The 26,626-nt window shown below is 33.2% G+C and carries 26 protein-coding genes and 1 pseudogene; 11 read left to right on the top strand and 16 right to left on the bottom strand.

Going from position 1 to position 26,626, the window contains the following annotated elements:
• Positions 1-291 precede the first annotated feature (291 nt).
• Positions 292-615 (top strand): hypothetical protein, encoded by a 324-nt coding sequence (locus tag POF52_RS29575; RefSeq protein ID WP_271997613.1) that lies wholly within the window; start codon positions 292-294, stop codon positions 613-615.
• 279 nt (positions 616-894) lie between these two features.
• On the opposite strand, the gene POF52_RS29570 is transcribed toward POF52_RS29575, so the two are convergent.
• The 5 genes from POF52_RS29570 to POF52_RS29550 form a co-directional block, all read right to left on the bottom strand.
• Complete coding sequence (locus POF52_RS29570; RefSeq protein WP_029714745.1) at positions 895-1,119, bottom strand: hypothetical protein; 225 nt, start codon at positions 1,117-1,119, stop codon at positions 895-897.
• 65 nt (positions 1,120-1,184) lie between these two features.
• Positions 1,185-1,775, bottom strand: coding sequence for an HMA2 domain-containing protein (locus tag POF52_RS29565; protein WP_029714746.1), 591 nt, complete (start codon positions 1,773-1,775; stop codon positions 1,185-1,187).
• Complete coding sequence (locus tag POF52_RS29560) at positions 1,747-3,861, bottom strand: heavy metal translocating P-type ATPase (RefSeq protein WP_271997616.1); 2,115 nt, start codon at positions 3,859-3,861, stop codon at positions 1,747-1,749. The genes POF52_RS29565 and POF52_RS29560 overlap by 29 nt, the downstream gene beginning before the upstream one ends.
• Entirely contained in the window at positions 3,861-4,394 is a 534-nt protein-coding gene (locus tag POF52_RS29555) for an HMA2 domain-containing protein (RefSeq protein ID WP_271997610.1), read from the bottom strand. The genes POF52_RS29560 and POF52_RS29555 overlap by 1 nt, the downstream gene beginning before the upstream one ends.
• A gap of 18 nt (positions 4,395-4,412) precedes the next feature.
• The gene (locus POF52_RS29550) at positions 4,413-4,721 is read right to left on the bottom strand and encodes an HMA2 domain-containing protein (RefSeq protein WP_255323672.1); all 309 of its coding nucleotides are present in this window, start codon (positions 4,719-4,721) and stop codon (positions 4,413-4,415) included.
• Positions 4,722-5,661: 940 nt separating this feature from the next.
• Here POF52_RS29550 and POF52_RS29545 point away from each other — a divergent pair.
• From POF52_RS29545 to POF52_RS29530, 4 genes are all read left to right on the top strand, one after another.
• A complete protein-coding gene (locus tag POF52_RS29545) occupies positions 5,662-6,648 on the top strand; it encodes a permease (protein ID WP_271997608.1) in 987 nt (328 codons plus the stop codon).
• 10 nt (positions 6,649-6,658) lie between these two features.
• On the top strand, positions 6,659-7,624 hold the full coding sequence (locus POF52_RS29540) for a TIGR03943 family putative permease subunit (RefSeq protein WP_271997607.1): 966 nt from the start codon (positions 6,659-6,661) through the stop codon (positions 7,622-7,624).
• Positions 7,625-8,140: 516 nt separating this feature from the next.
• Positions 8,141-9,010, top strand: coding sequence for a permease (locus tag POF52_RS29535; protein ID WP_047933073.1), 870 nt, complete (start codon positions 8,141-8,143; stop codon positions 9,008-9,010).
• A gap of 15 nt (positions 9,011-9,025) precedes the next feature.
• A complete protein-coding gene (locus POF52_RS29530) occupies positions 9,026-9,877 on the top strand; it encodes a TIGR03943 family putative permease subunit (protein ID WP_271997604.1) in 852 nt (283 codons plus the stop codon).
• Between the two features lie 79 nt (positions 9,878-9,956).
• Here POF52_RS29530 and POF52_RS29525 read toward each other — a convergent pair whose 3' ends face one another.
• Together POF52_RS29525 and POF52_RS29520 are read right to left on the bottom strand one after the other, a co-directional pair.
• On the bottom strand, positions 9,957-10,592 hold the full coding sequence (locus tag POF52_RS29525; protein WP_016766214.1) for a YcnI family copper-binding membrane protein: 636 nt from the start codon (positions 10,590-10,592) through the stop codon (positions 9,957-9,959).
• Positions 10,593-10,616: 24 nt separating this feature from the next.
• Positions 10,617-12,221, bottom strand: coding sequence for a copper resistance CopC/CopD family protein (locus POF52_RS29520; RefSeq protein ID WP_271997600.1), 1,605 nt, complete (start codon positions 12,219-12,221; stop codon positions 10,617-10,619).
• 389 nt (positions 12,222-12,610) lie between these two features.
• On the opposite strand from POF52_RS29520, the gene POF52_RS29515 reads away from it, so the two are divergent.
• Positions 12,611-13,792, top strand: a complete 1,182-nt coding sequence (locus POF52_RS29515) for a cation:proton antiporter (protein ID WP_271997599.1) — start codon at positions 12,611-12,613, stop codon at positions 13,790-13,792.
• 137 nt (positions 13,793-13,929) lie between these two features.
• Positions 13,930-14,139, top strand: a complete 210-nt coding sequence (locus POF52_RS29510; RefSeq protein WP_271997597.1) for a hypothetical protein — start codon at positions 13,930-13,932, stop codon at positions 14,137-14,139.
• A 396-nt stretch (positions 14,140-14,535) separates the two neighbouring features.
• Here the strand turns inward: POF52_RS29510 and POF52_RS29505 are convergent, their stop codons facing one another.
• On the bottom strand, positions 14,536-14,991 hold the full coding sequence (locus tag POF52_RS29505; protein WP_271997595.1) for a hypothetical protein: 456 nt from the start codon (positions 14,989-14,991) through the stop codon (positions 14,536-14,538).
• Between the two features lie 72 nt (positions 14,992-15,063).
• Between POF52_RS29505 and POF52_RS29500 the strand changes: the two are divergent.
• Positions 15,064-15,186, top strand: a pseudogene (locus POF52_RS29500) (hypothetical protein); the annotation flags it as partial.
• 722 nt (positions 15,187-15,908) lie between these two features.
• The gene (locus tag POF52_RS29495; protein WP_013082710.1) at positions 15,909-16,745 is read left to right on the top strand and encodes an STAS domain-containing protein; all 837 of its coding nucleotides are present in this window, start codon (positions 15,909-15,911) and stop codon (positions 16,743-16,745) included.
• Between the two features lie 296 nt (positions 16,746-17,041).
• Here the strand turns inward: POF52_RS29495 and POF52_RS29490 are convergent, their stop codons facing one another.
• From POF52_RS29490 to POF52_RS29480, 3 genes are all read right to left on the bottom strand, one after another.
• Positions 17,042-17,875 (bottom strand): STAS domain-containing protein, encoded by an 834-nt coding sequence (locus POF52_RS29490; protein ID WP_271997591.1) that lies wholly within the window; start codon positions 17,873-17,875, stop codon positions 17,042-17,044.
• Positions 17,876-18,232: 357 nt separating this feature from the next.
• Positions 18,233-18,706, bottom strand: a complete 474-nt coding sequence (locus POF52_RS29485) for a hypothetical protein (protein ID WP_271997589.1) — start codon at positions 18,704-18,706, stop codon at positions 18,233-18,235.
• Between the two features lie 537 nt (positions 18,707-19,243).
• Entirely contained in the window at positions 19,244-19,405 is a 162-nt protein-coding gene (locus tag POF52_RS29480; protein WP_271997587.1) for a hypothetical protein, read from the bottom strand.
• Between the two features lie 217 nt (positions 19,406-19,622).
• On the opposite strand from POF52_RS29480, the gene POF52_RS29475 reads away from it, so the two are divergent.
• Positions 19,623-20,624: a DUF3231 family protein gene (locus POF52_RS29475; protein WP_075422818.1), complete on the top strand. Its 1,002-nt coding sequence runs from the start codon at positions 19,623-19,625 to the stop codon at positions 20,622-20,624.
• A 491-nt stretch (positions 20,625-21,115) separates the two neighbouring features.
• Here the strand turns inward: POF52_RS29475 and POF52_RS29470 are convergent, their stop codons facing one another.
• From POF52_RS29470 to POF52_RS29460, 3 genes are all read right to left on the bottom strand, one after another.
• Complete coding sequence (locus POF52_RS29470) at positions 21,116-21,610, bottom strand: general stress protein (protein WP_128820929.1); 495 nt, start codon at positions 21,608-21,610, stop codon at positions 21,116-21,118.
• Between the two features lie 143 nt (positions 21,611-21,753).
• On the bottom strand, positions 21,754-22,059 hold the full coding sequence (locus POF52_RS29465) for an MTH1187 family thiamine-binding protein (RefSeq protein WP_271997579.1): 306 nt from the start codon (positions 22,057-22,059) through the stop codon (positions 21,754-21,756).
• A 77-nt stretch (positions 22,060-22,136) separates the two neighbouring features.
• Entirely contained in the window at positions 22,137-22,544 is a 408-nt protein-coding gene (locus POF52_RS29460; RefSeq protein WP_258469297.1) for a CBS domain-containing protein, read from the bottom strand.
• Positions 22,545-22,783: 239 nt separating this feature from the next.
• Here POF52_RS29460 and POF52_RS29455 point away from each other — a divergent pair, with 239 nt between their 5' ends.
• Positions 22,784-23,110 carry a general stress protein gene (locus tag POF52_RS29455; RefSeq protein ID WP_128820931.1) on the top strand — a complete coding sequence of 109 codons (327 nt, stop codon included), beginning with the start codon at positions 22,784-22,786 and terminating at the stop codon, positions 23,108-23,110.
• Between the two features lie 86 nt (positions 23,111-23,196).
• On the opposite strand, the gene POF52_RS29450 is transcribed toward POF52_RS29455, so the two are convergent.
• On the bottom strand, positions 23,197-23,826 hold the full coding sequence (locus tag POF52_RS29450; protein WP_271997575.1) for a flavodoxin family protein: 630 nt from the start codon (positions 23,824-23,826) through the stop codon (positions 23,197-23,199).
• Positions 23,827-24,383: 557 nt separating this feature from the next.
• Entirely contained in the window at positions 24,384-26,072 is a 1,689-nt protein-coding gene (locus POF52_RS29445) for a glycoside hydrolase family 13 protein (protein WP_271997572.1), read from the bottom strand.
• Positions 26,073-26,626: the final 554 nt, after the last annotated feature.

Genomic DNA, 26,626 nt, shown 5'->3' with positions numbered 1-26,626 from the left:
GGAATAATTTGGATTATAAAATGAGTATCTTCTATCCGCCGTTTTTTGCCCCTTCTTGATCTTTATAAATTTAAAAGGCCCTTACAACAACTTTGAGATTGACTAAAGGGTTCTTTTTTATGGTTGGTTCCTAGAGAATTCATTATGGTAACTAAGATTATATATACATTTGACGAAAATTGGCTTCAAAACCTAGGTACATACTGAGCATATCTGATACATTTAAGATTATTGTAAATAATAGTATCCATGTTATTACAGTAATACTAAGATAGGAGATTTTAAACAGTAATGAAGTACGATGAATACGAACTGCTTGAGTTATTTGAAGATGAACCTGTAGTAATGGTCGATGAACAGACTGGTATGTTTATGTATAGCAAAGATGACGATCATGGCTTTCATTTGTTATTGGTGATGTCGGTACATGAAAATCAATGTAGCGTAAGCTTAGGTTATAAACATTTTAAGGGATTAATCTTTGATTTTGAATTAGAAGATATTAGCGAAATTAAAGGTAAAAATAATCGCTTAACAATTCTCGGAAATGACGGTAACAGAGAAGTAGAAATTAGTTTCAAGCCGCACTTTTCGTTAAAAACTGTAAAATTGTAGTTTTAACTAAACCTTTGCTGCCTATGAGCCGTTTTATGTTAACTAAATGCTTATAAGGTATACAGCTATACCTCACTCTGATCACTTATAAAATTGGAATATTTTTCTGTATAAGTATTGATAATTTTAAAATCACAGAATATAATAAAAGCAATAGTTTGCCACAGGAAACTTTTTAGCATACAGCAAAAATATCTAATCATGTAAAAATAATCCCCCCTCATTATGAAATAAAAAGAGTGAGAGATAGCCTGGAACTATCTCTCACTCTTTTTATCATTATTTTACTTGTAATTCGGCAATCATATCTTCTAAACGCTCTTTCTGTGCTTGAAGCTCTTCCATAGAAGGTTGATAGGATGAAATAGTTTGCTGTCCACCATATGACTGTTTAGGTTGAACCAAACGTTGTAACTGCCCACCATTTTGTTCATACAAACGGTAGCCTACTGCGCCTACTACTGTTCCTGATACAAATCCCATTAGAAAATCGCGATTAATCATTATAAAACTCCCCCATAATCCTAAGTTTTTTATATCAATTCATACAAAAGGTATGAATGAATATCTTAAGTAATCGTAGATAACTTTTGTGATTGCACTTTCTGCTTTTCATGTAACAATTCCAAAACATTTACAATCCATGTAATCATCGCTACATATAGCATATTTGATGGCCCTAGAGATAACATCGTAACAATTCCAGTTAAAATATCTGGGTGCCTCATTTTATTGCTCGTACCATGGGATAAGACCGTATAGCCTGTTGCAACTACTGCTCCATATACGAGCGCATCTGGTTTATAAAAAGATGATTTTCGAATACCTGCCAGTAGAAGTAATCCCCCAGAAAACAATGTACGTAGCCAATCATTTCGTGTGGCAGGATCCATTTGAATCATAATATCATCTAATGGATCTAAACGCGTTTGCTGAAAAAAGATAGATACATAACGAAAAATGGTATTGCGAGAAAGTTGTGAAACATCATAGTAAATAAGCATGGTTTGAATGGTGGGTTCTATTCTCACACTTGTTATACCTTTTAAAGCAGAAAACATATGCTCTATTTCCACATGATTTTTTTTATCTCTCAATGCTGGGATATGAAATCGAATACGACCTGGTATATCATGCAGAACGTAGAATTTGGGATTCATTAGTTTCCCTCCCTAACCATAAAATTCTTGCACTATTTATTACTACACCAATAGTGGCCGCATTATGAATAGCTGCTCCCACAATTGGAGAGAAGATACCTAAAGCACCGAATAAAATTGCAATACCATTAATAGCAAACGTGGCAATAAAGTTTTTTCTAATAATGTTCATGGTCTTTTTAGATAGTCCAACTAACTCAGAAAGCACTTCTGGGTTATCAGACGTAATAATAACGTCACTGGCTTCTGAAGCAATGTCTGTTCGTTTAGCACCCATCGTTACACCTACATGAGCATGAGCTAAAGCTGGTGCATCGTTAATGCCGTCACCTACCATCATGACAGCTCCTGTTCTCCCATACTTCTTTACATAAAAGGCTTTATCATCCGGCAAAGCCTCTGCATGATACCAGTTCAGTTTTAAGCGACGCGCCATCTCTCTTGCAACCGTTCTCTTGTCTCCAGTAAGCATAATGATGTCGTTGATACCTTGATGTCGAAGATTGTTCACTGCGCGGTGCATACCAGAACGTATTTTGTCAAAAATGCTAACTACTCCTACAAGTGTTTGATCATAAGCTACATAAATCACATTTTCGTCGTTTTGCATTTGTTGAAGTAAGTTGGTTGTTTTAACTTTTAATTCATTCATAAAGCGCAAACTTCCAACAACAACTCTTTTACCATTTAGCCAAGTGGAAATTCCTTTTCCTACCGTTGTTTCTACCTGAGCATTATTGTCTCTAATAGGAATTAAAATGTTCCAATCTTTCGCTTGCTTCATAATTGCATCAGCAATAGGATGGGTAGAATTTTTCTCAGCTGCTGCAGCTAAACGAATGACATCTTCTTGATTAAAGCCTTCAGCAGCAATTACTTGCTGAACCACAGGCGTTCCTTCTGTAATCGTTCCGGTCTTATCAAGAATAACTGTATTTAATTTAGACATCTTTTCAATATGATCACTGCCTTTAACAATAGCTCCTTCTTTTGCAGCACGTCCAATGGATGCGTATAAAGCTGTGGCCGTTGATAATTTAATTCCGCAAATAAAATCAATAACTAACATACTCATCGCTCTGTTAAGGTTTCGAGTGAAGAAAAATGTAAGAAGTGCTAATCCGAAAGAAACAGGCACCATTTTTTCAGCTACTGTATCGGCTATATTTTGAATAGGAGCGCGTTTATCTTGTGCTTCCTCCAACAGTTTCACAATTTTAGAGAGGGATGTATCTTCTCCTACTTTTTCAACTGTTACAGTAACATGTCCACTCTGCAAAACACTTCCAGCGTACACATTATCTCCACCACTTACCTCTCGTGGCATATACTCCCCAGTAATTGAAGCTTCATCTGCTGTGCCGTTCCCCTCTATTATGATTCCATCCACGGGAATTTTTTCTCCAGTAAAAACTACAACCTTATCACCAACTTGAATATCCTCGACTAAAACCTTTTCTTCAACGCCCTTTTCCTTTACTCTCCAGGCATATGAGACATCTAATTTTAGGACGGAGTGAATATAATGCTTTGTTTGTTCAGACGTATAGTCTGTTAATAGCTCACTAATAGTAGACATCAAAGTGATAATTAAAGCCGATCCTGGATTCTTCATATACAAAGAAGCGAATATAGAAGCAGCTGTTAATGTATTAGCATTCCCTTTTCGTGCTTTTAGGACATGAACAACACCATCTTTAATTACATCATAGGAAGTACTAATAGCAGTAAAGGTGCTAAGCCAATAGGAAAGTGCTTTTACTATAGCAGGATATGAAGAACGCTGAAGGTACCAGTTAACTAAAAAAATAGTTCCACAAGCTATGATAGGTATAGCCTTTTTCCATGAACATGCTGCTTGCTTGAGTGTATGTTTGTATTTATGGATGAATGATTTTAGACTGTATAAAGAGAGAGTAATATGATGATAAATGAGTAGACTTCCGGTTACTTGATTATAGCTTGCAGAATATACCCCTGGAAAAGAGCGCAACCAAGTTTCAATATGGCTTGTTTCTAGCTGTTTAGGTATATAAAATCGGGTTCTTCCAGGGAGAGAATGAGCTACCTTTACCCCGAACATCATCACCTATTCTTTTCCCCCTTATCCTTAATGATGTTGTATGACCAATAAAGTAAGCTTGCAGAGAAAGCAGGCGCACTTCCAAATGTCTGAATTCCTTTTCCTAATAAAAATAGAACAAATAAACTATCAAAGTCAGCAAGGCCATTAGTTTGCTTTTTAATCCCTTTATCTATAAATCCAAGTGTGTTAGTCATGCCATTCATCAATGTAGCATCTTTGTTTAAAAAGGCGTTAGCTGCTATTTGTACAATATAACTCATCAGTTCATCTAGCTCTTCCTGGTTAATATGAGGTACAACAAATTGAAGCAGCAAACTTCCGGTTAGTTCTGAAGCTTCCGATGTTAAAATAAGAGGATGTTTTTTTACTTCTTCCGTTAGAGCATGTGCAATGATACGGTGCTTCCAACTGTCACATTGTATACGCAGTCGCCCCGGCATCGCATGCACTACTTTTATTTTTTGATCACGGAATTGAGACATAATTTTTGGAGCAATAAAAGAGGCACCTAAACCAATTATAGTAGGAAGCATGCTCACCCCTCCCTTTCCTTAAACTCTATATTCTTCTTGATATATTTGTTCAATAAGTTGAAACCACTCTTCAAGTTCTTTGTTATTTGTCATATGGGAAGCTTTATATGTAATAAGTAAACTTCCGGTATCTAACGTAAAGACTGCATCATAGACAAGAACTTGAGACTTCAAATTTAAAATAATTAATTCAACTAGTTTTTTATTCTCTTTCCAAACGGTTGATCGAAGTCTAATTCTTCCTGGAATAAAATGCACAAGCTCAATTTGTAATGTATGTAGTTTTCTTTCTGCATGTTTCATTATTATCTTTTCTTTAATACTCATTAATATCTAGATACCACCAATCATTTTTCTTTATTTTACCAACTTATATATTTTATAACAATAAAAGTATTAAAATAATGTAAATTTTATTACGCGAAAGTAAGCAATAAAGTTATCTCTGTTTTAGGATAATGATAGCTATATTTTTTATAAAAAGAATTAATCTATATAAAAAAGAATGAAAGGTGTTATTCTTTCATTCTTTTTCTTTACTGTAGATATTTAAAGTCTCTTTATTTGATAGGTAAAGAATATTTTATTGATTTTTTATAATACCTCTTTCTTTTTAATTAGTTTATACTGAATTGTCACCCTCCCTACTTCATTTTAGAAATAACTACCCCTATAACCATAATAAAAATTTCTAGTAAGGTTTTCCACGTAGGAGCTTCTATAAACAAAAGAACCCATTAATACGGCAATAATTACTTCCATCCCTTTCGATATCAGTAAAACAAATGTTAAGTTATGAACAGCTTTAAGCACAAATTTGATTCCATATCCAATTAACATATTAGCGATTAAAAATAAAGAAAAAGCATAAATTTGGTATTTTAATGTAGTCCCAAAAGCTGGATCAATATGCTTATTTTGATACGAAAACAAAACATTGATTAGAAATAGGCCAACAAACAGGAAGATTCCATCATACAAATAATTCATATATCCACTCTCACTATATTCTAGTGCTAAATTCAATGATGCTAAGATAAGAAATGGAAAAACTAAATGTATTAATTTTTCTCAGTTCTATATCTTATAATTTTTACATAATATATATCAAATCGTAATAATTACGTTTTAACAAGAAGATATAATCATTATTTTCGAGGTTTTTATCTTTTAAATAAATTTTTTATATTAACTCTTTTTTATTAGGTGCATAACTTGTTCAAACTCTAGCATATAGTTCTAGTAAATGGAGGTGAAACGATAGATTATGACAACTCTATCACAATTAAGTAAAGATCTAATAGGTGTATTATTACTAGTGCTTTTTGGTTACTGTTTTTTCTTTGTTGATATAAATACAAAAGATTTAGCTATTCCAGCATCTTTATTGAATGTAAATTCTATTTTTTTAAGTATTATACTTGAAGCTATCCCTTTTATTTTGCTTGGTGTATTTGCTTCTGCCCTTATTCAAGTATTTGTCTCAGAAGAACTTATTCAACGCTTGATTCCAAAAAGTCCGTATATCGCCCTTATACCTGCTGTTCTTGTAAGTGCCCTTTTACCTGTTTGTGAATGTGCCATTATTCCGGTTATAAGAAGGTTATTAAAAAAAGGAATGCCACTTCCTATTGGAGTGGTGATTCTAGTCGGTGCCCCCATTTTAAATCCAGTTGTATTTGCTGCTACTTTTTATGCATTCCAATCAAATATGTCTATAGTATACAGTCGTATAGGTTTAGCTGCTGTTGCTTGTATATTAATCGGTTTATCCGTTTACTTCTTTTTTCGAAATTCTAACCAGTTACGAGATGTATACGTTCATGAACATGAGAACGCAAAAGTAGGTAATAAGTTAAAGCAAACGTTGTATCATGCTAGTGATGAATTTTTCGATATGGGCAAATATTTATTATTTGGTGCACTTGTAGCAAGTCTATTTCAAACCTTTTTAGATAGACAACTATTAACGAACCTTGCAAGCAATGACTATATGTCTTCTGCCGTTATGATGGGATTTGCTTATGTACTTTCACTTTGTTCAGAAGCAGATGCTTTTGTTGCTTCATCTTTTTCTCATACATTTTCACCTACAGCTCTTCTTGCCTTTCTACTCTATGGACCAATGATGGATTTTAAAAACACCATTATGCTATTGTCCTTTTTTAAAAAACGTTTTGCATTTAGTCTGATTCTTATCATTACTGTGATTGTGTATCTTATCGTCATAACTTATGGAATAGTTAGTAGATAGGAGAAATGGTATGAAAAAAATTGATCAGCAATTTATCATTTATATAAGGGGAATATTACTAATGGGTTTTTCCCTCCTTATGTTTAAACTCATATTAACAGGTAAAATCATTCAATTTATTGCGCCTAAAATGATGCCTTTTATATTGTTTTCTTCTGGTACCTTTTTTTTGTTGGGAATTATACAAATTTGGCGAAGTAGTGTAAATAAGGATGTATCTTGTGAATGCGGTCATGATCATACGGAAAAAGGAAAAATTCGAACAACGTTTATTTACTCTTTATTTCTATTACCTATTATGACGGGATTTTTATTTTCAAATCATACACTTGACAGCTCAGTTGCAGTAAAAAGAGGAGTAAAGTTTTCAGCTAATGCCCCTGGCGAGCAACCAGCTCAAGAAGGAAGCAATAAAGTTAAATCTATTAATTCCAAAGTAGAAGAATACACGAATAAGGTATTAGCTGGTGATTCAGAAGAAGTACCCAAAAATGTTCCCTTAGAGCATCAAAGTAATATTTCTCCGCCTAAAATCCCACCTAAAGGATTTTATGAATTACTTGAAAAAAAGCTACTAAAACAAAAGAGCATTAATGTAAATAATACAGATTATATTCCTGTGATGAGTATCATTGAAAATAATGTAGATCAGTTTATAGGCAAAGAAATTGAGGTCGATGGATTTGTATACCGTGAAAATGGATTTAAAGATAATCAATTTGTGGTAGCTCGTTTTGGCATATCATGTTGTGTGGCAGATTCATCTGTTTATGGAATGCTATCAACTATAGAGAATGCCTCTACATTTAAAACAGACAATTGGGTTCATATAAAAGGAATAGTTAAAAAAGCTACGTACAATCAAGAGGATGTTCCATATATTCAAATTCAACAGATTGAGTCCATACATCAACCTGATAACCCCTACGTATATGAACTTTATCAAGATGAACAGCTGATAGATCCTGGTGAATAGAAAACATTCTATAATAGATTTACTGTTAAGGATAAGCTATACACCATTAAAATAGTTATATACTCAGATTATTGTGTTAAAGTACTGCATAATTTATAACTATAATGATAAGTTAAAAATTGGTAAATGTATTTTCACCATTCTTTCATTTTTCTATGATAAAGTACAAATGTAAAAAGAAATGTTCATGTAAATATTAAAGGATCTTTGTATAAAAAGAATATGATATCCAAAGATTTAATTGAATTTGCATTTTTAAATAATATGGTCTTTATGGTTTTGATTAAGCTCACTTTCCTAGAGACTGCTAGTTGTTTATGTTATAAAGATATTTTTTTATTACGGCTCTTGTATATATTTATTTTTTTTGAGATTGTCCCCTTTAGATAAATAGTGTAATATCACTTTTTGTAAGTGATATTAGTTTCTATTTAAAGGGGCTTTTTCTATGTTTAAAAACAAACAGAAAATTCGAATACAAAGCAACATGATTATTTCTTAGTTGGAGTGAGTATAATGAGTTCATCTCTTTTACAAATGAACACCATTTTTATTAGTATCCTAATTGAAGCCCTACCTTTTATATTATTAGGTGTAATTATTTCCGGTATTATTCAGATTTTTGTAACGGACGAAATGATGGCAAAAGCTATTCCTAAAAATAAATTTGGCGCAATTGTTCTAGCAAGTGTAATTGGGGCTTTATTTCCAGCCTGTGAATGTGGGATTGTCCCAATTACAAGACGTTTAATGGCAAAAGGCGTTCCCTTATATGCTGCTATTCCGTTCATGTTAACAGGTCCTATTATTAATCCAGTTGTCCTATTCGCGACATTTGTGGCTTTCGGTAACGATTGGAAAATCATGATTGAACGTGGTGTTGTTGCCTTTCTTGTATCTTTAATAGTAGGTTTAATTTTAGCCTTTCAATTTAAAACCCCACAAGTTAAAAATGAAATACATGTACACGCTGCTTCCAAGAAGATGAGTGAAAAAATAGGAGATGCTCTTAAACATACTATTGATGAATTCTTTTCTGTTGGAAAATTTGTCATTATCGGCGGGCTAATCGCGGCTGCCATGCAAACTTATGTAAAGACCTCTACCCTCATGGCTCTCGGGCACGGAGTAGTATCTTCAAATGTAGTAATGATGGGTTTATCTTATATTTTATCATTATGTTCTTCAGCTGATGCTTTCATTGCTTCATCGTTTCGAAGTACATTTAATGATAGTGCAGTTATTGCCTTTCTAGTATTTGGCCCTATGTTTGATATAAAAAATACATTAATGATGTTGAGTCAATTTAAGACAAAATTTGTTTTTTCACTATTTATATACGTGTTTATTCTTGTACTAGTCCTATCTCTACTAATCGTTCATTAAAAAGGAGGGATATTAATGTTTAGAGTTTTGATTTTGTTAGGCTTTACTATGATTTTTATGCACCTTCACGCAACTGGAGATATTTCAAAATATATTAACATGAAATATTCATGGATTTCATATGGAACGATTTTTTTACTTTGGTTTTTAACTATTGCAGAACTCGTTTTTTATATGACAGGATCTGATGAGAAAGACCAGGATCATGACCATAATTGTGACAGCGGATGCGGTCATAGTCATGAATCACCAAACAAATGGAAAAGACGGGCATGGTACCCTCTTTATTTCTTACCTGTTGTAACTGTCTTCTTTTTACCTGTAGCTACACTTGATTCAAATATTGTTGAAGCAAAAGGATTTCATTTTCCTATTTATGATAAAAAAGATCCTTACTCTTCGCATCAGTTTCTACAGCCAGATACGAGTTCTTTTTATGGAGAAGATGCATACGATAAAATGATTCATAAAGATTTAAAAAAGTTTTCAAAAGGGAAAACCATTAATTTAGAAAATGAAGAGTTTTTAAATGCAATGGAAACCATTTATCGATACCCTGGTGAGTTTATCGGAAAACAAATTAAGTTTAAGGGATTTATGTACCATACCAAAGAATTAAAAGACAATCAGTACTTTTTATTTCGTTTTGGTATCATTCATTGTATAGCTGATTCAGGTGTGTTTGGTATGTTAGTTCAATTTCCGGATGATGTATCATTTAAAAATGATGATTGGGTAACGGTAACGGGTCAAGTAAGTACGATGTATTATCAACCATTTAAAAAGACAATTCCTATTGTAAAAGTAACAAAAGTAAAACGTGAAGAAAAACCAGATGATCCTTATGTATATCGTAATAATCAATAAATAAGAATAGAAAACGCAGGCTAACAAATGTTAACCTGCGTTTTAGATGGCTGTCTAATTAGATCTTTAATAAAAATAATTAGCTCTGCTTCTTTCTTCTTAAACTAAAGATCAATGAAATAACGCCTAATACTAATGCAATAATTGAAAGAGTAGTAGGAAGTGCAGAATTTGAATCATTGTTAGTTGCTTCGCTAGTAGCAGTTGTGTCGCTAGTAGCTGATGTATGAGAATCTCCCTCTGCTCTGTTTCCTTTTACTACCGTTGTGATAGATGCAGGCGTGTCTGCATCAGCAGGGCCTTCCCATGCTACTGTTGACCCATCTTTATATGTTTGATAAGCCTTCCAAACAATCTTCTTAGCATTATCGCCTACTTTTCCTTGCATATTGAATTCTCCAAACTCTGTAGGTGATAAACCTGCATTAGTAGCTGTCCATGTCACACTTGTAATCAAACCTGAAGAGTCTTTTTGAAGTTCATATTTCCACCCTTCCATAGGTTCGAATCGAGATATCTCTACGTCTTTTGGAATCTCAATTTTCACTTTTGTAGTTGGAATATCTTTTTCAGTTGGAACGCGCACAGTAAATTTTTCATAAGAGCCTTGTGCCGCTTCTTGAGGGTATACGACAACATGAGCACTTGCAGTACCCGCAAATGCAATCGTTGAAAGAACTAATGTAGATAAAAGAGCTGTTACTTGTTTTTTCATTTCTTTTCCTTCTTTCTAAAATCATTATTTAACATCATAAACAACGATGTCCTTATAGATTACAATCTCATCTAGGTTTGATGTAACAAGCCGTACAGCAATTTGCCATCTTCCCGCATAAGGAATGACAAGGTTGTTTGTTTCATACATCTTATACTGCACTTGTTGTTTCTCCTGACTTTCGTCTTTATTTACTTTTAAGGGCACATCAATTGGTGCAAGCTCTCCTTTATTCTTAGGAGAAAGTACGATGTCTATCGATTGGATAGAAGATCCATCCTGTGGTAAAGATGCTGTTACCCAAAGAGAACCCTTGCCAGGAGATAAGGTCGACGTTTTTACTAGAAATTCTATGTCTTGCTTGTTTTCTTTCCATACCAAAGGTTCATTCTGTGGAACAGGGTTTAAGTGTGTAATCGTTCCTACGATTAATACAATAATCAGCATAAAACTTATATCAGACATTAAAAACTTTGTAAGGCCTGGTGAATCGTTCTTTCGTAGATGTTCTCTAATGAGTATCCCTACACCACCTACTAACATGACCATAAATATTTTAGCTAACAATAACAGTCCCCACGTGGTTTTAAAGAGTGCTGTTATATCTGGAAGAAGCTTTAAAGTGTAAAGAACACCTGAAAGGATTAATAATATAAGACTCACAAAGGCTATGCGCGAAAAAATCGGAAGAAAAGCTAAAGCTTGTTCTCTCTCCTTACGCCAAATCATGAAAAGATAAACTAACCCAGCTGCCCATAAAGAGGCGGTAACCAAATGCATAAAGTCTAAAATTATTGTATAGACTGGTACGTCTGATGCTATAGCGTGACCATTTAACGTAGTAGCTACTAACAGCAAACCTACCCATATAAAATCAAGCCACTTATTCTTTAGTAGGAAAGGAAATCCAACACAGGCAAGAAGAATGCAAGTTAGCCATGACCAGCCAGTAGCAGAATGAATGACAAATGTTTTTATTTGGGAAAGGTTAGAACCCTTTAATAGCGCAGTGCTTTGGACTCCTATACTAATCAGTAAAAAAATAATATATCCAGTTTGAAGGTACCTTACATTCGTCTTATACGTTTGTTTTTGTTGACCTGATTGATAAGGAACATACCATTTCCATAGGACAAAGCCAACTAACCATAATAAAGCCAGATAATAGAATGTCTGTACTAAAGAAAAACCTATATTATAAAAAGAACTCTGCTTCCCACTTTCGTCTTGATTACTATTATCATTCGTAATAGCTTGATCTATTTTTTCTCCTATAGAAAAGACGTACGTTCCTTGTACAGGATGGCTATCTGCAGAAATGACTGAATAGCTAACGGTATAAATACCTTTTTTGGAAGGTGGCACATCCAAAGAGATCGTTTTGTGAGTTCGATTCATTGTTGCTTTTTTAGTGGTAATAAGTTTCCCTTTATCATTGCGTACTTGAAGATTAAAAACACCTTCTCCTAATCGTTCATTAAACGTCAATGATACCTTGCCAGGCATTTGTTTTAGTTGACTTCCTTCTTTCGGTGATGCATCCAAAAGGACTGCGTGTGCTGATACATTAAGAGGTGCACCTAAAGCAAAAAAAGAGATGAATAAGAGTAGAGCTATCTTTTTTAACATACATTTTCCACCTATATATTCTTGTTTTATAACACTCATTCTTAGTATAAGTTTAGCCTTAAACAAAGAAAATCACTCAGTAGAGTGATTTTCTTAAAATAGCAGACAAAAACATTGAACATTTTAGAACAAATGAAGGAACAAGCTTGGTTAAATAAAACCCGTAGGAGCATAATTTATCTGTTACGCAGGGAAACGCTCCGTGAGGAAATCAACTCGGTTTTTACATATAGCAGGTCAAACGTATATAATGGTAATTTAAGATTAATTTTACTTTCTCCAATCAAAGTAAGACTAGCAAATTAATCTAGCTAAGCTGAAATCCCATGGATAGCTACATATTTCTTTAATAAAACATGTCATCTATTAGAGGTAAAAGGAGAAATTAAATGATTACATATTGGATTATTTTATTAGCGATTGCTGTAGGTGTAGTATTTATCGCAGAAAAAATGAAACAACCTTATCCTACTTTCCTTGTAGTAATGGGATTAATTATCGGGTTGGTGCCAATTCCTGAATTAGGAGAAATAAAAAGTTATGCAGCAAATGATAGTGTGTTTCAAACGACTGTTATTTTCATCTTCTTATCAGCTTTGTTAGGAGATGCAGCACTTAAACTGCCTTTTGATGAATTAAAACGTAATAAGAAATCAATTTCTTTATTAGCTTTGTTAGGTACATTTCTCACGTTCTTACTAGTTGCGCTTTCTACTTATTTTTTCTTGCACCTTTCCTTACAAGAAGCCTTAATTTTTGGTGCACTTATGGCAGCTACAGACCCTGTATCCGTTCTAAGCATTTTTAAGTCAATGGGTCTAAACAAGCGTCTTTCCATTGTGGTCGAAGGCGAAAGTTTAGCCAATGATGGAGTTGCTGTTGTGTTATTTCAAATTGCTGTGGTAACTACCGCCTTGAGCTTAACAGGTACGTTGAATGCTCTTCTCGAATTTCTGAAAGTTGCAACTGGAGGTGTATTGATTGGTGGAGTGTTTGGTTTATTAGCTTCTCGTATTACATCTAAGATTGATCATTATTTAGTGGAGACTGGATTATCAATGGTTTTATTTTATGGTACGTTTCAGCTAGCTGAACACTTTGGGGTTTCTGGAGTAATATCTGTAGTAGTAGGTGGTGTAATCCTAGGAACTTATGGACGAAACATAGGTATGTCAGACTTAACTCATGAAAAAGTAAATTCCTTTTGGGAAACGATTGCTTTTCTCTCTAATGCTCTTATTTTTTTACTGGTAGGATTAGAAGTAAGTCGTATTGATTTTTTAGACAACGGATGGCTCATTGTTGGAAGTATTCTTATTGTCCTGTTAGCACGTTTTCTCGCTGTCTATATAAGCTTAGCTTTTGATAAATCTATTCCAACATCTTGGAAGCCTATTATTTCGTGGGGAGGATTAAAGGGATCTCTTTCAATTGCGCTTGTTTTAGGCATTACACCCGAATTTGAAGGAAAAAATCTTCTGTTAGCAATGACATTTAGTAATGTAGTCTTTTCTCTTCTTATACAAGGAACAACACTAAAAAAATTAGTTTCAGTTTTGAATGTAAAATAAACCTCTATACTAAAAAAGAGTGAATGTTATTGTTGAAACCTTTCTCAAGTCCACTCGTAGATACATAAGGAACCCTTACTCCTTTCTTAGTCAAGATACAATAAATACAAAATAGAAAGCGTGAAAGGAAGAATTAGATGGAATCAAAAATGAGTTGGTGTATTAAAAATCCTTCGTTTTATTTAGGAGCTATTTTATTTCTCATCTTTGGTAGCCAATCTGTTACAGAATATATAAAAGAACATAAAGTGTATGTTCTAGAGACTATATTAAGTATCATAGACGTTCTTATGATTACTATGACGGTGAGAAAGAAACTTGCTCATCATACACAAAAAAGCACTTAACTGCGGGTTAGGTGCTTTTTATATACCTAAAGAGTAAATTTCATACCTTATAATAGACTTTTCAAGTACTGGATATTTCAAAAAATACTATCATACATTGTAATAATCGGCGTCATTTTAGGGATTCTCATTTTATTAATTTCCCTTGAGATGTTCATGATAGATGTATAAAAGGCAGTTGTTTTATTCATTTTTCTCCATTCGCATTAGTCATAAATGTTGATAGATCAAGGATGTATAAAAAGCTGCATAAAGAAGACACAAGGCCTTATGCAGAATCCTTCTTCCAAAAGGGTTCTTTTTTTGATTTCTTCCGGAAGGAGTGATTATGTTAACTAAAAATCCTACTTAATACTAGCTTTCCATCAAAAATAGAGCCTCATTAACTTTGAGACTCTATTTTTGATGGAAAGTAAATGTTTCTTGGTATGCTCTTTCTGCGCCTTTTTCTTTCCACGTTATCACAATATTTAAGTCGGTTGCCTCTTCAGACAAACCAAAATTGGAAACATGTAAGGGATGTCCGTCTTTCTGAGAAAGCTCTGGCGACTCCATAGTTGATAAAAGTCCATATTTAGTATTTGAATTGGATTCATTGCGAAATAATTGAACTTTTACATCGTGTACGTTCTTCCCTACGTTTTTCATGTTTAAACAATATGTGTGATACACTCCCCTCTTAGCTTGGGCTAAATTAGGGTAATCGTTGTCAGGATTATGGACCTCCAAGGTCCATTGTTTAGACGCTTCTGTCGTTGGTAATTCAGGAATAGTTAGAACTTTAACTTGCATGCTTTTACCAAAGGTTAAGAAAGTAGCTAGGACAAAGGCTGTAACTGCTATCCTCTTCATTTTTACACCTCCATTATATATAGGTTCAGTATGTCGCTCATAGCAGTATATATGTAGATGAACAAATGATGCCGTATGTATCCCACTCTAGAAGATGAAAATCGTACATGGGCTGGTCGATTCGATTTAATTATGGTAACTATGAAAAATGTAAAAGTACAAGTTTGCCTTTCGAATTCAAAAATAGAAAAACTCCTGATTGGCACCAGGAGTTTTTCTATATATATTGAACTAAAAGATGAAGCCCCAACAAAAAAAGCCCTCGAAATAGATTTCAAGGACTTAATATATAGAGTGAGAAATACCATATAAGATAATTATCTTATATGGAATAAGGTATTTACACATAAAAAATGTATATAATCTTTATTAATGTAACATGGTTTATATAATTTACGGTTTTATAATGTTGAGGAAGAATTTACTCCTTTAAGATGTATATTAAATATATGTTTTTTGAGGTAAAATAAAAAAGAATCTTACTGAAAAGAGAATAGTGTCAAGGGGGATAAGAGATATGTACAACTGAGTAGTAAAGCTTGGTGCAAAATGCGATTTTACAATCCTAGATGAAACGTTAATCCTTTATAAAGTTATATCCCTATTGCTTAAGAGAAAGTTGACTTGTTAAAGGAAAAATAAGCTCAGACTATCTTTGATAGGCTATTTGAACAGTTATCGACTAGTGAAAACAACCTTAATTAACCTGTTCTCATGTAAAAAACTCATAATTATAGGTATATTGAAGTTTAAAGATTTATTATAAAAACTTTGTTGTTTTTTACCTAAAAACATATCTATTGTAGGTAGTAGAAGGAAAGAGAACCTTCCTTTATATACAAAAAATGAAAACAAAAGTAGACAAAAATTCATTTAAAGACACCTATAATCTAAAACCGAATAAGGGGCGTATCGAAATGGATATTATTTACAAAAAAAGAGAAAAAATGACCGATTTTATTAAAGACAACAAACAGAACTTCCAGGATAAGCTCTTATCAGAGGCGGTTAATGTGGCTTCTAAGATTAATGACATTTTAGAAACTGGAAATATTGATCTTTTGAAAAATGCTCAAAAGTTATCACTATATGTCGTAGAGCAAAAAGAGGAAGAACTCATTGCTTTCGCTCAACAAGAAGGAATAGCTTGGGCAGAGCACGCCTTAACTCTTGCTTTCAAACTAGAATGGGTACAGGCCATTAGGCGAACATTATGGCATTTTCTCTATCAATATGATCGAATAAATGACCAATTTAATAGCCGTGAAGAATTTTATGCCTTAGAGAAGCGAATTAATGATAAAATTGATCAATTTCTTAACACTTTTCTCATTAGTTATTCCAAGTATAAAGATGAACTAATTGCCTCCCAAAGGGACTTAGTCGAAAATCTATCGGTGCCAATTATACCACTCAGCCAATCTGTAGCTGTATTACCGTTGATCGGCATGATTGACCTCAATCGTATCCAAACGATTGAGGAGAAAGTGTTGATGGGCATCTCAGATTTAAAGATTCAAACATTAATTATGGACCTGTCTGGAATTGCCAACATGGAGATGCATGTTATTGACCATTTTCAAAAAATATTAACCGGCATTTCAATGATGGGAAGCAAAGCTATTCTCACAGGTTTACGTGCTGACTTGGTGCGAACAATGATTCACTCAGGGATCTCCTTTGAGGATAAGGCAGAAGCAAAAGGAACGTTACAGCAAACTTTAAAAGAATACTTAGAACAGAACCGGCTCTAGAAGGAATAGAGAAGTTTTCTCTGCACGTGGAAATACAGATAAGTTTGTAAAAATAAATTTGTACTCAAAAAGGAAATAAGGTCTATTCTATCTTAGCAACGATTACTTAGATAACCCGAGAGTTATTTTGCTATATTACTGATAAAATTTATGTTAACTACGAGTGTATATTATATACAAATTAAAATAGAAAAACCTACTGCTCCTGTACAGTAGGTTTCTTCTCTTTAGAATAGGAAATTTAGTGTGATGCTTCACGGCGTCTTTGATAGTTTGCTCATCATATAGAAAAATATTTACATTAAAGATTCTGTAAATGAATTCGTATACTGAACAGCTTGATGTAAGCTAGAAAAACTTTTAACTTCCTCAACCTTTATTCCTAAGTTCACCATGGTTTGAGCGATTTCCGGACGTATTCCACTGATGACAACTTCAATTCCTATTAACTGTAGCCCAGCTATTACTTTAAACAGTTGATCGGCTACCATCGTATCAATAATAGGAACTGCTGATAAATCAATAATAAGCCATTCTAATTTATATTGGCTTCCTTTCTCTAAGGCACTCTCCATCAAATATTTTGCTCGTTTGGTATCTAAATCACCTACTAAAGGAAGGATGCCTATTTCTTCTGTCATACGAACAACGGGAACAGATAATTCATCAATGGCATATTGAGCATAATTTATTTTTTCAGTGTAATCTTTTACATACGACTTACTTACGAATTGGATGGCATTATCTACAATGCTATTAAAATGAGAAATGATTTGATAAAAAGCATCAAAAGAAAAATCATTTTTTTTTGCTTCTTCTTTGATTATTTCTCCGATTACACCTCGATAATAGATAATCTCCTCTAGAGCTAGGTTTAAGGGAAGACCGTGATTGACTAATAAATTAGCCATATTTTTTCCCCATTGTTGTACGGCTTCATTTGCTGCCTCTTTTTCCATTAAAAGAGAATCGGCATAAGTGGTAAGGAGGTCAAAACGAAAAGTAGTTAATTCTGTATAAATGTTATGAGATGTTGCAAGATCTTCTCTTTTATTTTCAGCAAACTCTTCTTTTCGTTGTAAAATTGTTTCTCTAATCACATGTAATTTTTCTTGTTGTATATATTGCAAAGGTTTTCCTCCTTTTATTTAAAAAAGTAAAAGTCCTCTAATAGATGAGGATTAGAGGACTAAACATGTCGAAAAGTGTATTAAGATTAATGAAATGGTAAGTTACTTATAATCTTTATTTAGTTGTATAGTACACCTAAATTATATCATAAATTCTCTATAATATCTTTATTTTCGATAAACCACAATATAGTAACTAAAAATATATGGAGTATAAAGCATAAACATAGAAAAGGTACTACTTCTGTACAGTACTTTTTCTGTTACATATATGTCTTATATTTGAGCACTAATATCTCACCACATCTTGATGCGTTTTACTTATATGTAAAGCTTTATTCTTTCTATCCTAACGTTCTAGGGTCTTTTTCCAGATAAAGTATTATCTTTTACATACATTTCATAGTGCCCATTTATGTAACTAGATACTTTTAAATTAAGTAAAAGAGCCTTAAGATTAATGGTTTCTTCAGTATCTAATTCGCACTCTTTTGCTAGCTCTTCGATTTCTCTTTTACTAATTTGTATGTTATTTTCTAAATCGGTTACTGTCTCTTTGCTGTACTGAAAAGGAACTTCATCTATAACTTCTGTAATTAGTTGATCCTGTCCCTCATATTCTAATCTTCCTTTGGCTGCAGAATGCTTTCCAATTAATACAGCCTGCTCTTTTATATCCGACAGGAGAATCATTAATTTAATTCGTTGATTCATTAGAATACGTTGTTTATCAAAAATAGAGATAATGTTGGTTTGATAATCATCCATAGTCAGGTGAAGTTGATATTTTGCTTCTCTTATTACTTCTTCACTGTTTTTAATAAGTATCATATTTAAATCCTCTGCCCCCCGTATTATATATACTTTCATTATAACAAGCTAAAAAAGGGACCATCATTTCCTATAATTAAACCAGCGATTTATCCATTAATTTCACAACTAATTAACATTCACAATATGTACATTAAACATCATTTATTAAAAGATTTAGTTGGCTTTACATCTTTAAGGAAAGAAACTAAGTCTGCCTTTTCTTGTGTAAGGATTTCCCGCTCAGTTTGGAGTAACTTTTGAGGAAATTTCTTCATGCAGTGACGAGGTACTATACTATTTAATAAAAAAGTGACTACATTAAAATGTTCCCTCTATCAAAAACTTACATATAGCTAATTTCCCCATATCTTTTTTATATAAACTAGAAAGAAGTTAAGTATCATCTCGACCAAGCATGTTAGAAAGGATAGTTTATTCCATTTTTATTATTTTCTTATTTCGTTTGAAAGGTTAAAAGCCTATTTATATAAAAAAAGAGAAAAACAATTTGATTTGAGAGATAAATCGTTTTCCTCAATAAATAGATCGCCTATATTATCTCGGGACCTTATTTCGTTTATATTTAAGCGCTTTTTTTAGAAGTATTATTTGATGATATAATTCATTTTTAATAGCTAAATCTTTACACTTATTATAATCCGCAATTAAACCTTTAACTTCCCTATGGAATAGGAAAAGTTCATAATTATCTAACATGTCCTCCCCTCCTGATGTTCTTTCTTTTATATTACCCCTTCGACATATACTGACACTTTATTTTGGTAAACAACTTTATGTAGACTAAAGATGAAGGGAGTATACAATATAGAAATTGTGTTTTTGTAGGCAGATTATCTTTTTGTGAATTAAAAAGGAATAATTCGGGAAAATAAATACAATAATCAAGATAAATACATGTAACTAGGAGGCATCAATGGTTAAGCGTAATGTAAGGTTGTCAAGTCCGGAAATTGGTGGATTATGGGGAGTTTATATTCAAGAAACAATGTCCACTTGTTTGTTAAAGTATTTTCTTCATCACGTACAAGATGAAGAGATAAAGCCTATTTTGCAAAAATCTTTACGTATCTCTCAAACACACCTAAACCAAATTAGAGATATTTTTTCCGAAGAAAATATCCCTTTACCTGATGGGTTTACGGAAAAGGATATTAACTTATCAGCTCCTCCCCTTTTTTATGATCTTTTTGCTTTGAGCTTTGTCTACTCGATGAATCGTATGGCGATGGTTAACTTAGGGTTTGCTACTTCTACTGTTGCTCGAGCAGATGTTCTTAATTTCTTCACTAAAGCTTTGAATCAGGCTACAGAGCTTTATGCAGAATCTACTACTTTAATGTTATCTAAAGGCATTTACGATCGACCACCTATGATTACCTATCCTAAAAAAGTTGAATATGTAAAAAAACAATCTTATATAGTAGCAGCCATGGGAAAAAAAAGACCTTTAAATGCTGTCGAGCTTACTGAGATATTCTTTAATATTGAACGTAACTATTTCTCGGTGTTGCTCTGTATGGGCTTGTTACAAGTGATTAAGGATAAAGAAATTAAAAATTATATAAAAGATGGAATGGAAATATCAAAAAAACAAATTAATTTCTTTAATGATCTTTTAAAGAAAGAAGAACTTCTTGGCACAGTTCCTGTTAGTATGGAAGTAACGACTTCAACGGTTTCTCCTTTTTCCGACAAGCTGATCGTTGCCCTTTTTCATTTTTTAAATTCTATTGATGTGACACTTATTGGACATGCTTTGTCTTTATCTATGAGGTTGGATTTAGCTACTTATTATAGTAAATTAATTGGAGAAATATTAATGTATGCTGGAAAGGGATTTAATATTATGGTCAACCGAGAATGGCTAGAGCAACCGCCTCAGGCCCCAAACCGAAAGGCTTTAAAAGGAATGTAACCCAATTAATAAAAAGATTCTACTTGATAATATTACATAACACTCTAAAAATTCGTTATATAAAAATGCTTCAAAAAGCCCTTGATGAAAGGGCTTTTTAGCATGCTGATGCCGATAAAAAGAAACTTGTTAAAAGGATTTATTTCCTTTTAACAAGTTTTTTCTAGTTTTGATAAATAAGAAAACAAAAAATATATATGTAGTTCGTTAATAGTAGTCAATTAATATATAACTACATGATCTGAAATAATTATATAAACTTATTTTTATAAATTATATTTTTTCGTTAGTAAGAGTAATAAGTTTTCACATCTGGAGCAAACTACTCATGCAGTGTTTAGATTCTAAAATGCAAGGCTCTTATCTACGTACCATTTAACCTAAAAAAACTACTGACACACATATGCCAGTAGTTTTTTTATTTGTTTTACTCTCTGGGGCAGCCCCATCATCTATTAGAGAACTCTTTTTATAAACTTTTTTATTCAAATTTAAAGAATTCTTCGGGATAGAGGTGGTTTTTGCTCTGTATTTTTACCAAACTGCTCTTTTTCATCAACGAGTACTAAGATATTTCCTTCTTTGACTGAGTTACCATAGTATTCAGCTTCATCTTTAGAAAGACCTATTTCAACAAGAGCTCCTGTTAATCCTCCAACTCCTGCACCCGTTACAGCGCCAGTTAACACGGCTGCAATTGGTCCCGCAGCAACAATCGGTCCTATTCCTGGAATAGCAAGTGCACCAGCTCCTGCTAATAAACCTGTTAGCCCGCCAAGAGCTCCACCAGTTAGGGCACCTGTTGCAATTCCATCCACCACTTCAGTATCTGTTTTTTCTGTTACTCTATCTACTTCTTTACGGTCTTGTCCAATGATGGAGATGTCACGTGTAGCGTACCCTTGATTTTTAAGATCTTCTACAGCTGCAATGGCTTCTTGCTCAGATTTGTAGATCCCTACAACTCTCTTTGCAGTTCGTTCCATTTTCATCTCCTCCTATTTCTTTTCTATTATTCAAGTTCCCTAGGTATAAATATTAAAACTTCTACTTATCATAATGGCTATTATAGAGAGAGAAAACCTAAAAAATCCCTTTCGTTGAGTAGATTATCTTTTTTTTCGTTATCCTAACTATGATGCAACGCATCCTCAACGGTATTTATTTGATGGTTCATATCTGTTTTCTTATCTTTCCGGTGATCAATACGTATATTTGTGATAACTCGATTAGAACCACTTGAAATTGCCTCTTGATGTATTTCTTTTGCTACTTGCCATAATTGTTCAAGGTCTCCTTCTATTATGGTAGAAGTAGGTGTTACATCATAATGTAATTCCTTTCCCTTAAGCTTACGTACAGCGTTAATCACCTCTGAACTAAAACTTGTTGAATCTGTTCCAACAGGTATAATACTTATTTCTAACAATGGCATAACGTTTACTCCCTTCTCATATCCTTGTATTTTTAAAATTAAGAAAGAGACAATTTATAGATAAAATCTCCTGATTTTTATTTAGTAGGTTCAGCAGGGACTGAAATGTCCTCAAGAGCTTTCCCTGCTTCTTTATTTGAATCATTACTTACTGCTAAATCCCCTAAAGAAACCATTCCAATGAGTTTTCCATCATCTACGATAGGAAGTCTGCGTATTTGATATTGAGACATGATTTCCATAGCTTGTTCTACAGACGTATGTTTTGTACCAGTAATGACGTCCGTTGTTATCATTTCAGATATCTGCGTATTTGCATTAAAATTATTAGCCAATCCTTTGATAACTAAATCACGATCCGTTATTAATCCTATTAGCTTATTATCCTCACAAATGGGAATAACTCCTACATCTAGATTCTTCATCATGTTGGCTACCTCACCACAAGAACTTTTAAGGTTACACGTCTCAATATTTGAGGTCATTACTTCTGTTATGTTCATAATAATTCCTCCTTTATTAAATAATCGTCTTATTTTACTTCGTTCCCGTACAGCATCTTCTAAAACATAAGCTTGAGTTTTAGTAAACACAGCTTTAGATTTTAAGGGGAAGAAAATGAATTGTGACTTGGGGAAATTCATAGCATTTTATTAGTTAGTAAAAAAAATTTTTTATTTCTTGAAAATGGGCATATATCATTTAACTACAAAGGAGGGTTTTTATGAAAAATGTAAGAGTAGTAGAAAACGGAGTCCAAGCAAAAGAGGCAATTGAACAATTTCTAAATCGAGGATACACAAAGGAGGAAGTATATTTATTAGCTCATGATAAAAATCGTTCCAAAGATTTAACGGAAGCATTAGAGACGAACGATGTTGGTGTTTCAGAACAAGGCGCATTTGATTTAGTAGCCAATGTATTCCGATCTCGTGGAGATGAATTACGTTCTAAAATCGAATCTTTAGGGTTATCGGATGCTGAAGCTCAACAATATGAAAGAGAATTAGATCAAGGACGTGTACTAGTAATTGCAACCAAAGCAGGCTAACATAAAAAAGGAAGATTTTTTGCAAAAGTAGGTACAGGATGTATGTAAACGTATAAAAGAGGACCCGTTAATGGGATCCTCTTTTATTAACTATTGACTACATTTCCTTCAGCAGGAATTGGGTGACTTTTCAACAGTCTTGCAAAATGTATTAGGTTATGAGCCATCATTTTCACATGTTGCATGGTGAAATCATTTTTATATCCTTCTGCTTCAATAAAGGATGGTCCCGGCCCTGCTTCTCCTACCCAATACGTGTCCACATTGGGAGGAATGGTAAAACCTATATGAGATAATGCGTAGATGACCGAACGTGAAACGTGTTTGGCACCATCCTCATTTCCCGTCACTACTACTCCCCCTACTTTGTTGTAGTAAATGTATTGACCCTCATCATTTGTTAGACTACTTCCACCATAAAGCCTTTCTATAATTTGAGTAGTAATACTGCTTTGTTCACCTAGCCAAATAGGAGAGCCTATTAGTACAATATCTGCTTCCTTTACTTTTTCAAAAATAGAAGGCCATTTATCTTCTTCATTTACTGCTTTTTCTGTAATTCCGTGTCCAATCTTATAGTCTGCTATGGTTATGACTTCGGTTTCCACCTCATTCTTCTCAAATATCTTCACCACTTCGCCAATTAACGCACCTGTATTTGAGACTTCAGAACTTTTCTTTAATGTACAATTAAGTGCAAGAGCTCTCAGTTTCATACTGATTTCCCAACTCCTTATAAACAAGTATTACTTTGGATATTCCCTCGTTGAAAAGAAAGAAACATGCAAAATTGCTAGGATTATAATTCTTCAGTCGACGGGTAAGTAAAGGATGAGTGCTAGTAATTTTGCTATATTTGCATTATTTTGTTTTATCTTGACTCTTTTTTAAACTAATATAAAAACAATCATCAAAAAAGCCCGTAGTTTTCTCCATTATAGAATTTATACTAGATGGATTTTCAGTTCATTTTAAACCTCTAATTTTTTGTCTTTTTATGATGTAGGGAAGATATAGAGTTATTTAACTTGCTGGACTTTCTTCGACCCCATTTAATTTTATAATAAAAATTGGATATATAATCAAAATCGGTTGGTTATTGAATTTTTTAAATAAGCCAAGACAGGTTATAATGTCTTGGCTTATTTATATACTTATTTTATGATTGTAATAATTTTGGGAAAATTATCGATTGAAATATGAAATATATAGTTTAATTTATTACGATACTTCTAAATATATCTACCATAAAGTAAAGGTGAAATTTCGATCATTAATTCTTTTGTAATTTATAAATCCGAGCTTCATAAGGCCGTAACTTTAACCCATGTAAATCTTCTCTTTCCACATCATAATTAGAAATCAAAAGTTTAGCATCTAACATACTCAACTCTTCGGGCATTTCAAATATTGGCGTCCGATCAAAGAAATTCAATATAATTAAAAATTTTTCTTCACCTAACGTACGAGTATATACGTAAAGGTCTGGATCAATAGGTAATAAGAGATTATATTCTCCATAGATAAGGACATCGTGTTTTTTTCTCAATGCAATCATCTTTCGATAATAGTGAAAAATAGAATTCTTATCCTGAAGAGCTTCCTGTACATTAATTTCTTTATAGTTTGCGTTTATCTTAATCCAAGGTTTACCTTGAGTAAAACCCGCAGCATGTGTATCATCCCATTGCATAGGAGTGCGAGAGTTATCCCGACTTTTCCTCCAAATTGCTTTCATAGTAGAATCCAGCGAAGCTCCACTTTCCGTTGATTCCTTGTAATAGTTAAGGGTCTCAATATCTCGATAATCCTCAATGGCCGGGAAATTGGGATTTGTCATGCCAATTTCCTCTCCTTGGAATATGTAAGGTGTCCCTTCTAATGTTAGCAAGAACGTTGCTAACATTTTGGCTGATTCTTTTCGATATTTTCCATCATTTCCGAAACGCGAGACTGACCGAGGTTGATCATGGTTACAGAGATAATTCGCATTCCAACCCTGATTATGAATAATCGTTTGCCATTTACTCATTACATTCTTTAAATCTAGAAGGTTCCATGGCTTAAATTCCCATTTACCAGTTCCTCCAGCTTTTGAATCTAATAGCATATGTTCAAAATGAAAGACCATATTTAGTTCGTGACGTTTATCCCCAATATAGTTCAATGCTTGTTCGGGTCCTAATCCCGATGTTTCCCCCACTGTCATGATATCGTATTTATACAGTACTTCCTCATATAAATTTCTAAGTAGAGTATGAACTTTTTCTAGATTAGAAAATAGCTTATAGGCTCTTACATATGGAAGACCAGTTGGATTCGGCGCATCGGGAAGATTTTCAGCTTTAACAATATGAGCAATAGCATCTAATCTAAATCCATCTACTCCTTTATCTAGCCACCAAGACACCATTTTTTCAACTTCTCTTATAACATTTTTATTATCCCAATTCAGATCTGGCTGTTGCTTAGTGTAGAGATGAAGATAGTATTCGTCTGTCAGTTCATCATATTCCCAAACAGATCCACCAAAATAAGATTCCCAGTTATTCGGTGGACCTCCATTTTTTCCTTTTCTCCAAATGTAGTAGTCCCTCTTTGGGTTATCTATAGAAGAACGGGATTCAATAAACCAAGGGTGTTCGTCCGATGTATGGTTAACAACTAAGTCCAGAATAATCTTCAAATTACGTTTATGTGCTTGAGTTAATAGTTCATCAAAGTCCTCCATTGTTCCAAACTGTTTCATAATAGCTTGATAATCACTGATATCATAGCCATTATCATGATTTGGTGATTGATAAATAGGACATAGCCAAATCACTTCAATGCCTAGCTCTTTTAGATAGTCAAGCTTTGAAATAATACCTTGCAAATCCCCAATTCCATCACCATTCGAATCTTTAAAACTAATGGGGTATATCTGATAAACTACACTTTCTTTCCACCACTTCTTTTCCATTGGTCAAGAACTCCTTTTTATCATTATTAATCCTGAAATGTTTGTTATAAGTTCTCCGTAACGAGCGAACTCTATAGCAGGTAAGTATAGATATTAAGGTAGTGTTAGAAATTATTCTTATCTGCACAAGTATTTACCCTATGTTTTAACAGAGAAAACGTAATTAGTGAGGAAGAAATAAGCGACCTCATATAATCTTTTGGCTTGAAAAAGTTAGATTCCTGTAAAAAAACTAATTCTTATAAACTATATATTTTCACTAAATGTTCTTTTCATATACATTTATTTCTTCTTGAAAATATTCATATTCAATTAATTAACCAATCAATTTTAACCATTGTGTGTCTCTAGGAATGAAAAACTTCAAACAATCTTTTAAGGTGACATGTATATGGATGAGTAGTGCTGTTTAACCATTTTGCTGGATTACTAGGTAAAATGAGTTTTATTTTATATATTCAGAGGTAATCTAACAAGAAGACAAAACTTATTAGTTGTTTTAAAAAGCACCTCAGAAGAGAGAGTATATTTCTGCGGGATAGGAGGATTTTATG

This window comes from Priestia sp. AB (assembly GCF_028369225.1).
Lineage (GTDB): Bacteria > Bacillota > Bacilli > Bacillales > Bacillaceae_H > Priestia > Priestia megaterium.
This window is presented reverse-complemented; position numbering and strand designations above follow the sequence as displayed.

What these genes read in the sequence shown, in the direction of transcription:
- POF52_RS29475 (WP_075422818.1), top strand. Translation starts at nt 19,623, where the DNA reads ATGGTTAAGCGTAATGTAAGGTTGTCAAGTCCGGAAATTGGTGGATTA.
- POF52_RS29530 (WP_271997604.1), top strand. Translation starts at nt 9,026, where the DNA reads ATGTTTAGAGTTTTGATTTTGTTAGGCTTTACTATGATTTTTATGCAC.
- POF52_RS29545 (WP_271997608.1), top strand. Translation starts at nt 5,662, where the DNA reads ATGACAACTCTATCACAATTAAGTAAAGATCTAATAGGTGTATTATTA.
- POF52_RS29455 (WP_128820931.1), top strand. Translation starts at nt 22,784, where the DNA reads ATGAAAAATGTAAGAGTAGTAGAAAACGGAGTCCAAGCAAAAGAGGCA.
- POF52_RS29570 (WP_029714745.1), bottom strand. Translation starts at nt 1,119, where the DNA reads ATGATTAATCGCGATTTTCTAATGGGATTTGTATCAGGAACAGTAGTA.
- POF52_RS29470 (WP_128820929.1), bottom strand. Translation starts at nt 21,610, where the DNA reads ATGGAACGAACTGCAAAGAGAGTTGTAGGGATCTACAAATCTGAGCAA.
- POF52_RS29535 (WP_047933073.1), top strand. Translation starts at nt 8,141, where the DNA reads ATGAGTTCATCTCTTTTACAAATGAACACCATTTTTATTAGTATCCTA.
- POF52_RS29550 (WP_255323672.1), bottom strand. Translation starts at nt 4,721, where the DNA reads ATGAGTATTAAAGAAAAGATAATAATGAAACATGCAGAAAGAAAACTA.
- POF52_RS29540 (WP_271997607.1), top strand. Translation starts at nt 6,659, where the DNA reads ATGAAAAAAATTGATCAGCAATTTATCATTTATATAAGGGGAATATTA.
- POF52_RS29505 (WP_271997595.1), bottom strand. Translation starts at nt 14,991, where the DNA reads ATGAAGAGGATAGCAGTTACAGCCTTTGTCCTAGCTACTTTCTTAACC.
- POF52_RS29465 (WP_271997579.1), bottom strand. Translation starts at nt 22,059, where the DNA reads ATGCCATTGTTAGAAATAAGTATTATACCTGTTGGAACAGATTCAACA.
- POF52_RS29460 (WP_258469297.1), bottom strand. Translation starts at nt 22,544, where the DNA reads ATGACCTCAAATATTGAGACGTGTAACCTTAAAAGTTCTTGTGGTGAG.
- POF52_RS29485 (WP_271997589.1), bottom strand. Translation starts at nt 18,706, where the DNA reads ATGATACTTATTAAAAACAGTGAAGAAGTAATAAGAGAAGCAAAATAT.
- POF52_RS29560 (WP_271997616.1), bottom strand. Translation starts at nt 3,861, where the DNA reads ATGATGTTCGGGGTAAAGGTAGCTCATTCTCTCCCTGGAAGAACCCGA.
- POF52_RS29565 (WP_029714746.1), bottom strand. Translation starts at nt 1,775, where the DNA reads ATGAATCCCAAATTCTACGTTCTGCATGATATACCAGGTCGTATTCGA.
- POF52_RS29450 (WP_271997575.1), bottom strand. Translation starts at nt 23,826, where the DNA reads ATGAAACTGAGAGCTCTTGCACTTAATTGTACATTAAAGAAAAGTTCT.
- POF52_RS29480 (WP_271997587.1), bottom strand. Translation starts at nt 19,405, where the DNA reads ATGTTAGATAATTATGAACTTTTCCTATTCCATAGGGAAGTTAAAGGT.
- POF52_RS29495 (WP_013082710.1), top strand. Translation starts at nt 15,909, where the DNA reads ATGGATATTATTTACAAAAAAAGAGAAAAAATGACCGATTTTATTAAA.
- POF52_RS29525 (WP_016766214.1), bottom strand. Translation starts at nt 10,592, where the DNA reads ATGAAAAAACAAGTAACAGCTCTTTTATCTACATTAGTTCTTTCAACG.
- POF52_RS29515 (WP_271997599.1), top strand. Translation starts at nt 12,611, where the DNA reads ATGATTACATATTGGATTATTTTATTAGCGATTGCTGTAGGTGTAGTA.
- POF52_RS29555 (WP_271997610.1), bottom strand. Translation starts at nt 4,394, where the DNA reads ATGCTTCCTACTATAATTGGTTTAGGTGCCTCTTTTATTGCTCCAAAA.
- POF52_RS29445 (WP_271997572.1), bottom strand. Translation starts at nt 26,072, where the DNA reads ATGGAAAAGAAGTGGTGGAAAGAAAGTGTAGTTTATCAGATATACCCC.
- POF52_RS29575 (WP_271997613.1), top strand. Translation starts at nt 292, where the DNA reads ATGAAGTACGATGAATACGAACTGCTTGAGTTATTTGAAGATGAACCT.
- POF52_RS29510 (WP_271997597.1), top strand. Translation starts at nt 13,930, where the DNA reads ATGGAATCAAAAATGAGTTGGTGTATTAAAAATCCTTCGTTTTATTTA.
- POF52_RS29520 (WP_271997600.1), bottom strand. Translation starts at nt 12,221, where the DNA reads ATGTTAAAAAAGATAGCTCTACTCTTATTCATCTCTTTTTTTGCTTTA.